Here is a 14888-nt window from a genome sequence, read left to right on the forward strand (position 1 = left end):
GCACATGGAAACACGGGCGCATCACGTTTTAATCGGTCTCTTCACGCTGGCCACTGCCGCTGGCGCGCTGCTGTTTGCACTATGGATGAGCTATGCAGCAGGCGAACGTAGCTACCAGCCTTACCGCATTCTATTTGAGCGCAGCGTGAGCGGCTTATCAGTCGGCAGCCGAGTGCAATATAACGGTATTGAGGTGGGGGACGTCACCGAGCTTAACCTTAATCCTGATGACCCTCGGCAAGTGATTGCCCATATCCGCGTCTACGATGACGCACCGATTAAGACAGACACCCGGGCAAAACTTGCCTTTGCCAGCATCACCGGCAGCATGTCCGTGCAACTTCACGGCGGCACCCCTAAAGCCCCACTGCTAATTGACCAAACCGATATCGAAGCACCGTTTATAAACGCAGACCCTTCGCCCATCGCTACGCTGTTTGATGAGGGCGAAGATATGATCGAAAACATCAATTCAATCCTGCAAAACGTCAACGAACTGTTTGACGATAATAACCGTGACCAGGCAGGCAGTATTTTAACCAACATTGCTCAGATCACCGAAATGATTGCCGCCCAGCAGAACGCCCTAGACCAGAATATGGCGCTTTTCGGCGAAGCCACTCGCCAGGCAACTAACACGCTTAGCAGCATCGACGAACTTAGCCAGGAAGCGACACAGCTACTGCGTCAAGATGGCCGGCTGGTAATGGAGAGTGCCGCTGATGCGAGCCACGATGTGGCCCGGGCGGCTCAACGCATTGAGCAATTAGTGGAGACTAACGCTGGTGCCATCGAAGGCAGCCTGCAGGGCGCGCAAGATATTGCCCCGGCGCTCTCTTCGCTACGCTCAACACTCGATACACTGGATCGTATCACCCGCCAGCTAGAGGAGAGCCCAACAGACTTTTTCCTGGGCCGTGATCAGGTAGAGGAGTTCCGCCCATGACATTACGCCCCACCGCCATCGCTTTAGTTAGCGCTGCGCTGCTACTCAGCAGTGGCTGCTCAATATTGCCCGAAAGTGAGCCAGCGACCCTGTATCGTCTGCCCAGTAGCGATATACAGCCCGTCACATCAGATTCTATGACCACCCGCCAACGCCTGGCAGTGGCGGCCCCACAGGCGGGGCATTTACTGAGTAGCAACCGCATTGTGGTTTACCCAGAGGGTAATGTGGTTAATGTGTACGAAGCTGCCCGCTGGCAAGAGAATGCCCCTGCTTTACTCCAATCGCGCTTGATCACTGGGTTACAGCAGAGCCGCCTATTTGCCAGCGTGGGTAGCGATAGCCTGCCTTCCGAGCTATTGCTACTGAGTGAACTACGTCACTTTCAGAGCGACTACGCTACCCGTCCGCCCACGGTGAAGGTTCAGCTCGATGTTCAGCTCGTCAGCACTCAAAACCGCGCTTCAATCGCTACTCAGAGCTTTACCACCAGCGCGCAATCTATAAGCACCGATATTCCTGATGTGGTTGATGCATTTGGTGCTGCTAGCGACGAACTTACTGAGCAGCTGGTCAACTGGCTGGCCAATCAGCAGGAAGCCACCATTGACTAAGCTAGAACGGACTAAACCAGACCTAACTAAGCCGTGTAATTAGGACGTTGTTGCCCTTCGGACATACTCCCGCGGGTCGCGGGGGTAGTAGCGCTCTGGCTGGCTTTCCAGATGCGCAAAGTAGCGAGTGTCCTTGTAGGGCATTTTCATGTAGCCCGAGACGCCTAGGCCCTCGATTTGGTCTACCGAGGCGAGAATGCGCGCCAGCAGCGTGCGGAACTCGTCCTCTCGAGCCGGATCCAGCAGACGATAGTAGCTATGTATTTTGAGGTGTTGTGGCAGCGCTTCAAAAATGATCATGCCGGTATGGTGAATGTCATTGAGCTGCTGCAGCACATGCATAATCGCCTCGGGCAGCACCAATAGCTCTTCTGGGTCGGGGCCATCTTCGAAGTAGCTGTGCTGACGGGTGCGATCTTCAAGCTCCGGTACTGCGCTCAACTCATAGCCTATCGCCATGCTGGGTTCGCTAACGAAGGCTTCATCCACGGAAGTACGTTCTAAGTGCAGTGTTTGGCGGGCATTAAACAAGCAGCTTTTAAACACGCCCTGACGATGAATCGCCCGCGCCAAGTGCACCATATTATTGACCGCTTCAATAAAGGCGGGCTTCAGCGTAGGGTCGTGTAAATTTAACGACGAATCGATATACACACCCTCACGCTCCCAGCGAACCGCCAATCCCCCTACCACCGGATATTTGCCCAGGCGGCTCACCGACGCCAAAAAGGCTTTTTCGGTTTCCCCCATACCCTGCATAAACTGCTTGTAGTAGCGGTCTAACTGCACATCATTGACATCATTCAGGGTTTCCTGTGCATTCGCTTCGCGTAGAAAGGCTTTGCGCGAGCTATATACCACGGTATCGATCTCCTGATGCGCAGGACGCGCCCATACCGGTACCAGCGGGACACTGAGCGATGTGGGCAGATCGATCATTACTACCCTGGCCATTCGCGGCATGTTTTTTAAAAAGTAGTCGCCCGCTTTGCGCCGTACCTGAGGGTCGGGGTCGAGCATGCCATCCAGGGTGCGGGCAAACTCCATCGGCAACCCCAGCGAACTGGCGGGAATCGCCCGATGGCCAAATCGACACGACTGCGCCGACGCCAGCGCATACAGGGTACCCGCCGCGCCCTGCTCGTCGAATCGCGGCGATGACAGTGCGCCGTTCAACTGCTCTTCGCCGATAAAGTAAACATCGCCCAGGCGGGCATTGGTTTGCTGCAAATTGTCCGACATCAGCTCCATCACGTTGGCGCCCACAAACTGCAGTTGCGCGTCTAGTTGGGCAAATACCGATGAGCCCCAGTCGATTAACGCAATAGACTCCTGCTCGGCGTCATACACCAAGTTAGAAGGCTTAATATCGCCATGCACCACCGGACGTGCCTGGGACCCTGACTCCCGCCGCAGGGCAAGCAGGATGTCGGCCAACTGCGCCGCAATGCGCACAATCAAGCGTGGAGAGAGGCGCCCCTGCTTAAGCGATACCTGCTCTAAATTCCAGCCGGGGGCACGCTCCATTACCAGAATGGACTGCCCCCGGGAGCGCTGGTAAGCAATAAGACCTGGAATGCGTGGATGGGACACCTGTTCCAGCATAAACGCCTCTTCTTCGAGGCGCTCCTGCAAGTGCACAGGTAGGGTAATGCGGGAGAATTTAAAGACATAATGCGCTTTAGCGCCTTGGTGGACGGTGCTGCCGGCAAATACAAAACCGTAGGCACCCTTGCCAATGAGCTCGATGCCCTGATAGCCCAACTGGGAGAGCTGCGCCTGGCATAGCGCTACCCAGTCTTTAAGCTTACGGGCATCGTGATGGCTCAGCAGATAGACCGACTGCTCTTCAGGTATATAAAACTGCTGAAGCGGTGCCTGGGACATAAGTCACCTTGCTTGCTAGCCTAAGTGAAGCAGCATGGTCTCTGGGGCTTCGAGAAAGCCCTTCCAGGCATTACAGAAACGCGCAATGGTACCGCCGTCGATAAAACGGTGATCGCCCGCCCAGGTGATGGTCATGATCGCCCGGCGCTGTACCGCACCCTGCTCATCAAAGCGTGGTAGCCACTGGGTTTTACCAATCGCCACAATAGCGGCCTCGGGGGCGTTAATGATAGGCGCGGCGTAGGTACCTCCCAACGCCCCAATATTGGAAATACTAATGGTGCCGCCTTTTAGATCCGCCTGATCAACCCGCCCCTCCCGCGCCGAGGTGGTTAGCCGGCCGACTTCCCGGGCAATTTCCAACAGGGTTAAGCGCTCAACGTTTTTGACATTGGGCACCATCAAACCCGCTTTGCTATCCACCGCCATACCGATATTACAATGGGGGTAGTAGTGCAGCTCATCCCCAGCCGCATTTAACTGGGCATTAACGATAGGCTCTTCGGCGACGGCTAGCGCCATGGCTTTCATAAAAAACGGCATTAGCGTCAGCCGTTCGCCCTGAGCCTCGGCTAGCGGCTTTAAGCGCTCCCGCAGCGCCAACAGTGCAGTAACGTCGATCTCTTCACCGTAGTGAAAATGGGGAATGGTGCTGGCTGCCTCGACCATGCGCTTGGCCATGACCGCCCGCACACCGCGGAGGGGCTCCACTCTGGGTGCCTGAGTTTCAGCTTGGTTGTTAACAACGGTTTGGCTAGATGAAGCTGAAGCTTGGAGTGCTTGATCCAGATGCGCCAACACGTCCTCTTTTAGCACCCGACCGTCTTTGCCGCTGCCAGCGATCTCCGTGAGCTGTAGAGAGTGTTCACGCACTAGGCGTCTAACGGCGGGGCTGGCTGGCACCTTGTCATATAAGCGGCCAGCAGCCGGAATACCTGTAGGGTTGGACGATTCTGTCGTCTGTGCCATTGGCTTTTCACTGGCGGCCGATTGCGCACCGTCTGGTTCGGCCTCACTATTATTGTTACTAGCCCCATCCACTTGATAGGCATACAGCGGCGCATGCACTTTGGCAATTTGGCCCTGGGCCACATACAGTTTGGTCACCACACCGGCTTCGGGGGCGGTAATCTCCACCAGCGCCTTGTCGGTCATGACTTCAACGATAGGCTGATCTTCTTCAATTTGATCGCCTTCAGCGACGCGCCATTCGACGACTTCACACTCGACGATGCCTTCGCCAATATCAGGCAATAAAAAATCGCTCATTGTTTTTCTCCCCATGCGTACTTAGGCATTAATAGCCACTAAAAGTTGACGCTTTCGCGAATCGCTTCAAAAATCTTCAGGTGATCAGGCAGATACTCTTTTTCCAGCACCAGTGGAAAAGGCGTATCCAGACCCGTCACCCGGGCAATGGGCGATTCCAGGTAGAGAAAACAACGCTCTTGAATAGTGGCAGCGATTTCACCGGCAAAGCCACCGGTTAACGGGGCTTCATGGCTCACCACCAGTCGGCCGGTTTTTAACACCGATTCAGCCACCGTATCCGCATCCCAGGGCAGCAGTGAGCGCAGGTCGATCACTTCACAGGCGATGCCCTGCTCTTCGGCTAGCTCGACCGCTTTGCCGATCACCTCCATCTGCGCGCCCCAGCCTACCACGGTAATATCCGTGCCCTCCTTGGTGATTTCGGCTTCGCCAATGGGAAGCTGGTAATCCTCTTCGGGCACTTCACCGACTGAAGCACGATAAAGACGCTTAGGCTCCAGAAAAAGCACCGGATCCGGGTCGCGAATAGCGGCAAGCAGTAGCCCTTTAGCCTGGTATGGGTTGCGCGGCACCACCACCTTTAATCCAGGTGTATGGGTGAAATAAGCTTCCGGTGATTGAGAGTGATAAAGGCCACCAGCGATACCGCCACCGTAAGGAGTGCGAATCGTCAAACCACCAACGTTAAACAGATCGCCTGAGCGGTACCGGAACTTGGCGGTTTCGTTAACGATCTGGTCAAACGCCGGAAAGATATAGTCGGCAAACTGTATTTCTGCCACAGGCACCGAGCCCTGGGCCGCCAAGCCATTGGCAAAGCCGATAATGCCCTGTTCGACAAGTGGCGTATTGAAACAGCGCGCTTTGCCGTACTTCTCCTGCAGGTGACTGGTGGCCCGAAATACGCCGCCAAAAATACCCACATCTTCACCAAAGCAGATGACTTTTTCATCCTCTGCCATGGCGATATCCAGTGCATTATTAATTGCCTGGAGCATGTTCATGGTAGCCATGTTACGCCTCTCCCTGAGTATCAGTCTCGGTGCCCACGTCTAAATCCAACGACTGCGCCCCGCGGGGATAAGCCTCTGGGTAGCGACGGATATGGCGTTTTAACTGATCGAATTGGCGCTGCAGCGATGGGGTTATATCGGCATACACATCGCTGATCAGGCTCTCTAGCGGCGGCGATGAGCGCTTCTCAGCCCGCTTCATGGTTTCCAGTACTTCACGGCGCAGGGTTTCCTGCTGGGTAGCCTCCTCCTCTTCGCTCCACCACTGTTTCTTCAAGAGCCATTTTTGCAGCCGCAGCAGTGGGTCTTTGGCGCGCCACACCTCCTCCTCATCTTTCGAGCGATAGCCAGAGGGGTCGTCGGAAGAGGAGTGCGCGGCAAGGCGATAGCTCATGGCCTCGATCAATACCGGCTGATTTTTCTCAACGGCGATCTTGCGTGCCTGCCGCGTCGCTTCGTAGACCGCCAGCACATCGTTACCATCTACCCGGATCACGTGCATGTGGTAGCCAAAGGCTCGGGGGGCGATACCGTCGGCGGCAAACTGCTCGACGGCAGGCGTGGAAATGGCATAGCCATTATTACGGCAGAAGAAAATCACCGGCACCTGATGCACTGAGGCCATATTCAGCGCGGCGTGGAAATCACCCTCGGAGGCAGCGCCTTCACCAAAAAACGTTAACGTGCAGTGACCGTTACCAGCCAATTTTTGGCCGTAGGCGTAGCCCGTGGCCTGAGGAATCTGAGTCGCTAAGGGGGACGAGATGGTCATGTAGTGCAGCTTGCGCGACCCATAGTGAATCGGCATTTGGCGGCCTTTGCCGTAGTCCAGCTCGTTGCCGAACAGCTGATTCATGAATTCGTCGATCGAGAAGCCGCGATACATTAAAGCGCCCTGCTCGCGGTACTGCGCCATAATCATATCGGCGTCATTTAGCGCAGCAGTGGCGCCCACTACAGCGGCCTCTTCCCCGGTACACTGCATATAAAAGCTCAACCGCCCCTGGCGCTGAGCAGCCATCATACGTTCATCGAGAATACGCGTGGCCAGCATCGCCTGATAGATACGCCGGGCGTGATCACGCTCAAGCGCGGGCTCATCAGCGTCGCTATGCAGCTCACCTTCTGGGTTAAGCAGGCTGAAAGTAGGAATTGAAAATTCGTCGCCGGTCATGAAGTCCGGCTGGTGTACGTACTGTGTCATCATTATTGTCCTTGTTTTGCCCCTTTTGAGGGCAGTGTTGTTGGTATTGACCGTTTATGCCAGTGGATTTATCTGTCATAGGTCAACGCAACATCTATCTACCACAACATTTAGGACAATAACGCAGCGCAAGGACTTTAGGGATGCTACTTAAGATGCAGAGAGGTTAAAACGCAGAAAAATCAGTCATCAGAGATACGCGCACGTAGTTGACGCTGCAACACTTCGAACAAGCTATCAATCGTCAGGGCCAACAATGCAATGGTCAGCGCCCCTTGAACCACATAGGCCATATTGCCGTTCACGATGCCGGAGATAATCGGGTCACCAAGGTTACTTGCTCCCACGGTAGCCCCTAACGCGGCAGTGGCAATATTGATGGTCACCGAGGTTCGGATGCCCGCCAGAATGACCGGTGCTGCCAGAGGGAGCTCAACTTGACACAGGATTTGCGTTGGCTTCATGCCCATAGCGTGAGCAGCCGTTTTAATATCGCCTTCGACGCCCTGCAAACCAGCAAGAGTATTGCGCACGATAGGCAATAGCCCGTAGAGCATTAAAGCGACAATAATGGGCAAGGTGCCAAACCCCAGAACGGGTACCGCCAGCGCCAGAACCGCCACTGGAGGAAACGTTTGCCCTAGTGATGCCAACTGGGCCACCAGTGGTAGAAAATCACTCCCCCACCTGCGGGTAACGGCGATACCCGCCGCGACTCCCACGATAATGGTCACCACCGCTGCAATGCCGACGACAAAGAGGTGGCGGCCTAGCAAAGTGACAAAACCGGCGCGATCGTAGATGACTTGCCGGGCATCGGGCTCAATCCAGCGAAATAGGGGCTCGGCAGCCGACATGGCAAAGACGCTCATCATTAGCAGCGCCCCCCAAAACAGTGGCCATAGCCATTGTGGGGCTTTTTTGTGGGGCTGGGCGACGCTTAGCGAGTTACTCACGCGGGTTTCCATTGTCCAGTTGAGCCTCCTTGATAATTCTCCGCAACGATAGCTCACCGACCGGCACATCATGTTGGTCAACAACGGTCAACCGGTCGCTATGATCGCGCAGCATCATGGAAAGCGCCTGACGTAGCGAGAAAGTCCCAGGGATGCGCGACTGCGCGGGCAAGGTAGGCCCCATAGAGGTCATATGATCTTTCACACGGGTTAACGCGGCTTGTTTAAGGCCTCTTTCCAGCCCACCTAAAAGCGACTCGACAAAAGGGTCGGCAGGGCTTTGTAATAGCGCCAGCGGTGAACCTTGTTGCACGATTCGACCTTCGCGCATCACCACTAAGTGATCCGCCAGCTTAAGCGCTTCATCCATATCATGGGTCACAAACACTACGGTTTTATGCAGCCGTGCTTGTAGCTTGGCCAGCTCATCCTGTAGCTTTTCACGGGTAATAGGATCAAGCGCGCCGAAGGGTTCATCCATCAACAAAATATCCGGGTCTGCCGCCAGGGCACGCGCAACACCCACTCGCTGCGCCTGCCCCCCTGAAAGCTGATGCGGGTATTTATGCCCAAACTCATCCACTGGCAAACCGAGCAAATGCATTAGCTCGGCCACCCGTGACTGGACGTCCGTTGCTGACCACTTCAATAACCGTGGCACCAGACCGATGTTGCGCGCAACGTTCCAGTGGGGAAACAGCCCGGTGTGCTGTATCACATAGCCAATCCGGCGACGTAGTTTTACAGGGTCATACGCGTCTATCGCCTGCCCATCGAGGATGATGTCGCCTTCGCTGTGCTCAATTAAGCGATTGATCATGCGCAAGGTGGTCGATTTACCACAGCCCGAGGTACCCACTAACGCACAGAATTTACCCTTCGCCACCCGTAGAGAAATATCGTCCACCGCGGTTTCATCCCCAAACCGCTTGGATACGTGGGATAGTTCGATCATCTTGTTCCTCCGGGGCGCAGCGCTTCTGCCAAGGCACCTAAGCCCGCATCCACCACCAGAGCCAGCATTAAAATAGGCAGTGCGCCAAGCAGCACCATATCCATGGCGGCCTGACCTAAGCCTTGAAAAATAAAAGTACCTAACCCGCCCGCACCAATCAGAGCGGCAACGGCGGTAAGCCCAATGGCCTGAACAGTGGTAATTCTCACCCCTTCCAACAGCACCGGCAGCGCCAGCGGTAACCGCACCTGCCAAAAACGCTGCCCGGCACGCATGCCCATGCCTTTGGCGGCTTCTAATGTATCGGGACTGACTTGTTCAAGCGCGGTATAGGTGTTGCGCACAATGGGCAGCAGGCTGTAGCCAATCAGTGCAATTAAGGCGGGCGTAGTGCCAATACCGCTAACGCCAAGCTGGGCTAAAAAAGGCACGTTGGTGGCAAGCCAGGCTAGCGGCGCCAGCAGTAGACCGAATAGCGCCAAACTGGGAATGGTTTGAAGAAAATTGAGCACAGCAAACGCGCCCTTCTGCAGCCGGGCATAGCGGCGCATCAGCATGGCAAGTGCCAGCCCAAGCACAATGCTGACACTGACGGCGATACTGACCAGCTTAATGTGCTGCGCGACGGCGCTTAGAAACTGTTGATCACGGGCTTTAAATTCTTGAACGAGGGCAAGCGTCTCCAGCCCAAAAGCTGCACAGAGCCACCACATCAGCGCGACACCACATAGCAATAGCGTGGGCCATACCCGCGTGAGGTTTAAGCGCAAGCGTAGTTCTACTAAACACAGCAGCAGTACAAACAGAACAACCCAATACGCCGCTCCCATGCCTAAACGCGCTTGAGGCATCTCAGGGTCAATCAGTAAATAGCTGCTCGCCATCAACCCCACTGGCATTAGCGCCATGATCACTATCACCGCCGCTAACAGCGCTCGGTAGTGACGATGGGTTGGCTGGCACGCGAGAATACCGATAAAGGAGAGCAATAGCGTTGCCAATAGCGCACCTGGCCAGCCAAAAGCCTCCAGTGCGCCATGCCCCGTCCCTAACACAATCCGGTTGGGGGCCATGCTGACCACATCAAGTAACCAGAATGCAGCCAGCATAATAAGGCTCAGGCTAACGAGCACAACGTTAGGGTGCCACCCTTCCCAACGAAGCCGCGGGGTGGGCAGTGCATCCATCAACGACATTAATTAGTTATCCCGAGCGTTAGCATTAAATTATAAGATTACCAGGCATTAATTATTAAGCGAATCGAGGTAGTCGCTGGCCACTTGGGATGGAGACAGCCCGTTAACGGCGACATCGGCATTGAGCGTTTGCAGAGTGACCAGATCAAGGCTAGTGAAAACCTCATTGAGCAGCGCTTCTATTTCTGGATAGGTTTCAAGTACGCTTTCACGAACCACGGGGGCAGGCTGATACACCGGTTGCACGCCCTTGGTATCTTCCAGCACGACCAGCCCCAGCGCACTTAAGCCACCGTCCGTGCCATAGGTCATCGCGCCATTAACACCGCTGGTCTGTTGGGCGGCCGCACGCATGGTAGCGGCGGTATTACCACCAGAGAGCACCAACAGTTGATCGTCACTTAACTCAAAACCGTAGGCTTCCTGAAATGCAGGCAGTGCTTGTGAAGACTCGACAAACTCAGCGCTTGCAGCAAATTTGAACTCGCCACCGTCGGCCAAATAGGCGGCTAGATCTTCTAGACTCACCAGCTCATTTTCCTCGGCAACATCCTCGCGGACGCTCATTGCCCAAGTGTTATTAGCGCTGGCAGGCTGCAGCCATATCAAGCCTTGCTGCGCATCACGCTCGCGCACTGTTTCATAAGCCTGATCTGCATTATTCCATACTGAACTGTCGGTCATATCGAAAAAGAACGCGCCATTACCCGTGTATTCTGGATAAAGGTCAATCTCGCCCGCTTCAAGCGCAGTGCGGACAACGCTAGTGCCGCCCAGCTGTAAGCGGTTTTCGGTCGCAATGTCATTGCGCTCCAGGGTCTGAATAATCAGCTCGCCCAGAACAGAGCCTTCTGTATCGATTTTGGATGACACCACCACAGGCTCGTTAGCGCTGACTTGGGAGAATGCCGCGAGGGATACGGCACAAGCAGCGATTAAGGGCTTAGCAATGAAAGAATTGGCTGAAAAGCGCATCTTTGAATTCCTTTTGAAGTGGGCTTTAAACGACCGAGGCTCTTATAGTCATTATAAGAGCCATCAGCGTTTAAGTTAGCGCATAAGCCACCAACGAGAGATGAAGGTTTTTGGGTTAAGGTGCTTCTAATACCCAAGACGTGCCTTCTCGGGAGTCCTTGAGAATAATCCCTAAAGCGGCAAGCTCATCGCGGATCGCATCCGCTTGGGCGAAGTCTTTATTCGCCTTAGCCTCAATGCGCTGAGCAATTTTCGCTTCGATCTCGCTCTCGCTGAGCGGCATACCCTGCTGCTGCGTGCCTTTTAAGAACGTTTGTGGCTCTTGCTGAAGAAGCCCCAAAACTGACCCAAGCTGCTTTAACTCGCCCGCCAGCTTGGCAGCTTCATTAGACTGTTCTTGCTTGGCGCGATTGACCTCGCGAGCCAGCTCAAACATCACCGCCAAAGCTTCGGGGGTATTGAAGTCATCGTCCATTACCTGAGTAAAGCGCTCACGGTAAGCTGAAGCGTCATCACTATTTGCCGCGCCTAGCTCAAGACCTTCCAGCGCGGTGTACAAGCGCGTTAGCGATTTACGCGCCTCGGTCAGTGAATCAACCGAGTAGTTGATCGGGCTACGGTAGTGACTCGCCACCAGCAGAAAACGCACCACTTCTGGGTCGTGCTCGGCCAGCACGTCGCGAATGGTGAAGAAGTTGCCCAGGGATTTGGACATCTTTTCCTGATTCACCCGCACAGCGCCTGCGTGCATCCAGGTATTGACGTAGGTTTTGCCAGTGGCCGCCTCGGATTGAGCGATCTCATTTTCATGGTGCGGAAAGGTTAAATCCGGCCCGCCGCCATGAATGTCGAAAGTGTCACCCAGGCAGCAGGTCGACATCGCCGAGCACTCGATGTGCCAGCCAGGCCGGCCGTTACCCCAGGGCGACGCCCAGTGCGCCTCCCCCGGTTTGGCTGCCTTCCAGAGCACGAAATCGAGCGGGTCTTCTTTATGAACATCCACATCAACCCGGCTGCCTGCACGCATATCGTCTAACTGGCGGTTATTGAGCTTGCCGTAATCAGCGAATTTGCGCACCCGATAGTAGACATCACCGTTATCGGCCGCGTAGGCAAAGCCTTTTTCAATCAGCGTTTCAATCATTGCCACGATATCGTCGATATGGCCGGTGGCGCGCGGTTCATGGCTGGGCGGCAATACAAATAGGCGCGCCTCATCTTCGTGCATGGCATCAATCATGCGCTCTGTCAGCGCAGTGATACTTTCGCCATTTTCGTCGGCGCGCTTGAGTATCTTGTCGTCGATATCGGTAATGTTGCGCACGTAGTTAACGTCATAGCCGCGTTCTCGAAGATAGCGGGTGATGACATCAAAGGCGACCATTACGCGAGCGTGCCCTAGGTGGCAGTAGTCATACACCGTCATGCCGCAGACATACATGCTCACTTTACCCGCTTCTAGTGGGGTGAAAGGTTCTTTGCGGCGCGTCAGCGTATTGTAAATATGCATATGGCTATCCATGTTTGTTTTAGCCCTTCTGCTTGATTTTAGCCCAACTATCTTTCAACCCCACGGTACGGTTAAACACCAAATGCTCTGGTGTAGAGTCGTGACGGTCAGCGCAGAAGTAGCCGACGCGCTCGAACTGGAAGCGTGACTCGGGCGTTGCGAAGGCTAAGCTTGGCTCTCCGATGGCTTGGCAAACGACCAGCGACTCCGGATTAAGATGCTCTAGAAAATCGACATCTTTATCGCGATCCGGCTGTTCAACGGTGAACAGATTGTCGTAAAGACGCACTTCCATCGGCACGCCGTGTGCAGCGCTAACCCAGTGAATAACACCTTTGACCTTACGTCCTTCGGGATTTTTACCCAGCGTATCGAAATCCACCGAACAGTGCAGTTCGCTGATCTCACCGGCGGCGTCTTTGATCACTTCGTCACAACGAATCACGTAGCTATTGCGCAGGCGTACTTCTTTACCTGGTGCCAAGCGGAAGAACTTTTTAGGCGCGTCTTCCATAAAGTCGTCTTGGTCGATATACAGCTCGCGGCTGAACGGCACCTGACGCACCGTCATATCTTCACGGGCGGGGTGACCAGGGACTTCGTACACCTCCTGGTGATCTTCCGGCACGTTGGTGAGCACGACTTTCAGCGGCTTTAACACACACATGGCGCGCGGGGCATTGTCTTCAAGATCCGAGCGAATGGCGTGGGTCAACATGGCGATATCCACCAAGCCACCGTCGGCACGAGTAACGCCAATCATCTCGCAGAATTTACGAATTGACGCGGGCGTATAGCCACGGCGACGCATGCCGGAGATCGTCGGCATACGTGGATCGTCCCAGCCATCGACAATTTTTTCGTCAACCAGCAGTTTCAGTTTGCGCTTGGAGGTCAGGGTGTAGTCGAGATTCAGCCGTGCAAACTCGATCTGGCGCGGTTTCGCGGGAACCGGCAGATTATTTAAAAACCACTCGTACAGTGGTCGGTGATCTTCGAATTCCAGGGTGCAGATCGAGTGGGTAATACCTTCAATAGCATCCGACTGACCATGCGTGAAGTCGTAAGAGGGATAGATTTTCCACTTGTCGCCAGTCTGGTGATGGCTGGCATGACGAATACGGTAAATAATCGGGTCGCGTAGATTGATATTGGGTGAGGCCATGTCAATCTTGGCGCGCACGACCTTTTCACTTTCGCCAAACTCACCTTCACGCATACGCGCGAGCAAATCCAGGTTCTCCTCGGCGCTGCGTTCGCGATAAGGGCTGGGTTTACCCGGCGCCGTCAGGGTGCCGCGATACTCGCGGATTTCATCCGGCGACAGGTCGTCAACGTAGGCTTTGCCTTCACGCATTAAGTGCTGCGCCCAGGCATAGAGCTGGTCGAAGTAGTCAGACGCAAAACGCACCGGGCCTGCCCATTCAAAGCCTAGCCAGCTGACGTCCTCTTTGATCGCATCGATGTAAGCCTGCTCTTCTTTGGCAGGGTTGGTGTCGTCAAAACGTAGATGACACTCGCCACCCAGTTGCTCCGCCAACCCGAAATTTAGACAGATCGACTTCGCATGGCCGATATGCAGGAAGCCATTGGGCTCCGGGGGGAAGCGCGTCACGATTTTAGTGACCTGGCCGCCCTCGATTTCGTCGCGTACTTGGTTGCGAATGAAGTTCGGCGCTGGGGTGGTCTCGTTGGTCATGATGGTGTTGATAACCTCGTGGTGGATGGCGTGCTGAGCCGTGAGGACATAGGATACTCCTATAGCCCTTCGCGGTGCAGGGCAAAACCGCTATTATAACGTGACGCCGATGCACAGCGCCAAGGCGAACGCCTTTATTGAACAGGAATTTATCTATGATCGTATTACAAACGAACCACGGTGACATCACCATCGCTCTTAACCACGAAAAAGCGCCAATTAGTGCGGCGAATTTTGAACAGTATGTGCGCGACGGGTTTTATGATGGCACCCTGTTCCATCGCGTCATTGACGGCTTCATGGTGCAAGGGGGTGGTTTCGATAAGGAGTTCAACCAAAAGCCGACCCGCGACCCTATCGACAACGAAGCCGACAACGGCTTGAAAAATACCGTTGGCACCCTGGCCATGGCACGCACCCAGGATCCCCACTCTGCCACTGCGCAGTTTTTTATCAATGTGGGCGATAATAGTTTCCTCGATCACAGCGGTAAAAGCCTTCAAGGCTGGGGCTATGCGGTATTTGGCGAAGTCGTTGACGGGATGGATGTGGTCAATGAGATTAAAAACGTAGCTACGTCTCGCCGCGGCATGCATGCCGACGTGCCCGCGGAAGATGTCATTATCGAGCGTGCGTACGTCAAAGACGCTGAATAACACTG

13 protein-coding genes are annotated in these 14888 nt (G+C 54.8%); 3 read left to right on the top strand and 10 right to left on the bottom strand.

The features are described 5' to 3' along the window. Positions 1-4 precede the first annotated feature (4 nt). Complete coding sequence (locus tag LMS44_RS12000) at positions 5-946, top strand: MlaD family protein (RefSeq protein ID WP_022523321.1); 942 nt, start codon at positions 5-7, stop codon at positions 944-946. Continuing rightward, positions 943-1560, top strand: coding sequence for an ABC-type transport auxiliary lipoprotein family protein (locus tag LMS44_RS12005; protein WP_022523320.1), 618 nt, complete (start codon positions 943-945; stop codon positions 1558-1560). The genes LMS44_RS12000 and LMS44_RS12005 overlap by 4 nt, the downstream gene beginning before the upstream one ends. Before the next feature lie 39 nt (positions 1561-1599). Here LMS44_RS12005 and LMS44_RS12010 read toward each other — a convergent pair whose 3' ends face one another. From LMS44_RS12010 to LMS44_RS12055, 10 genes are all read right to left on the bottom strand, one after another. After that, a complete protein-coding gene (locus tag LMS44_RS12010) occupies positions 1600-3447 on the bottom strand; it encodes a protein kinase domain-containing protein (RefSeq protein ID WP_138801429.1) in 1848 nt (615 codons plus the stop codon). Between the two features lie 15 nt (positions 3448-3462). Further along, on the bottom strand, positions 3463-4716 hold the full coding sequence (locus LMS44_RS12015; RefSeq protein ID WP_022523318.1) for a 2-oxo acid dehydrogenase subunit E2: 1254 nt from the start codon (positions 4714-4716) through the stop codon (positions 3463-3465). A gap of 38 nt (positions 4717-4754) precedes the next feature. Then, on the bottom strand, positions 4755-5732 hold the full coding sequence (locus LMS44_RS12020; RefSeq protein ID WP_009287805.1) for an alpha-ketoacid dehydrogenase subunit beta: 978 nt from the start codon (positions 5730-5732) through the stop codon (positions 4755-4757). 1 nt (position 5733) lies between these two features. Next, positions 5734-6936 carry a thiamine pyrophosphate-dependent dehydrogenase E1 component subunit alpha gene (locus LMS44_RS12025; protein ID WP_027959577.1) on the bottom strand — a complete coding sequence of 401 codons (1203 nt, stop codon included), beginning with the start codon at positions 6934-6936 and terminating at the stop codon, positions 5734-5736. Positions 6937-7118: 182 nt separating this feature from the next. Next, the gene (locus LMS44_RS12030) at positions 7119-7904 is read right to left on the bottom strand and encodes an ABC transporter permease (protein WP_022523316.1); all 786 of its coding nucleotides are present in this window, start codon (positions 7902-7904) and stop codon (positions 7119-7121) included. Beyond that, positions 7885-8847: an ABC transporter ATP-binding protein gene (locus LMS44_RS12035; RefSeq protein ID WP_022523315.1), complete on the bottom strand. Its 963-nt coding sequence runs from the start codon at positions 8845-8847 to the stop codon at positions 7885-7887. The genes LMS44_RS12030 and LMS44_RS12035 overlap by 20 nt, the downstream gene beginning before the upstream one ends. Continuing rightward, a complete protein-coding gene (locus LMS44_RS12040) occupies positions 8844-10043 on the bottom strand; it encodes an ABC transporter permease (protein WP_039859820.1) in 1200 nt (399 codons plus the stop codon). The genes LMS44_RS12035 and LMS44_RS12040 overlap by 4 nt, the downstream gene beginning before the upstream one ends. Before the next feature lie 48 nt (positions 10044-10091). After that, positions 10092-11018, bottom strand: a complete 927-nt coding sequence (osmF, locus tag LMS44_RS12045) for a glycine betaine ABC transporter substrate-binding protein OsmF (RefSeq protein ID WP_022523313.1) — start codon at positions 11016-11018, stop codon at positions 10092-10094. A gap of 115 nt (positions 11019-11133) precedes the next feature. Next, positions 11134-12528: a cysteine--tRNA ligase gene (cysS, locus tag LMS44_RS12050; protein WP_278371432.1), complete on the bottom strand. Its 1395-nt coding sequence runs from the start codon at positions 12526-12528 to the stop codon at positions 11134-11136. A 19-nt stretch (positions 12529-12547) separates the two neighbouring features. Further along, complete coding sequence (locus LMS44_RS12055) at positions 12548-14227, bottom strand: glutamine--tRNA ligase/YqeY domain fusion protein (protein WP_022523311.1); 1680 nt, start codon at positions 14225-14227, stop codon at positions 12548-12550. Between the two features lie 155 nt (positions 14228-14382). On the opposite strand from LMS44_RS12055, the gene LMS44_RS12060 reads away from it, so the two are divergent. Continuing rightward, entirely contained in the window at positions 14383-14883 is a 501-nt protein-coding gene (locus LMS44_RS12060; protein ID WP_278371431.1) for a peptidylprolyl isomerase, read from the top strand. The last annotated feature ends 5 nt before the right edge of the window (positions 14884-14888 follow it).

The organism is Halomonas profundus, from assembly GCF_020865425.1.
GTDB lineage: Bacteria > Pseudomonadota > Gammaproteobacteria > Pseudomonadales > Halomonadaceae > Vreelandella > Vreelandella titanicae.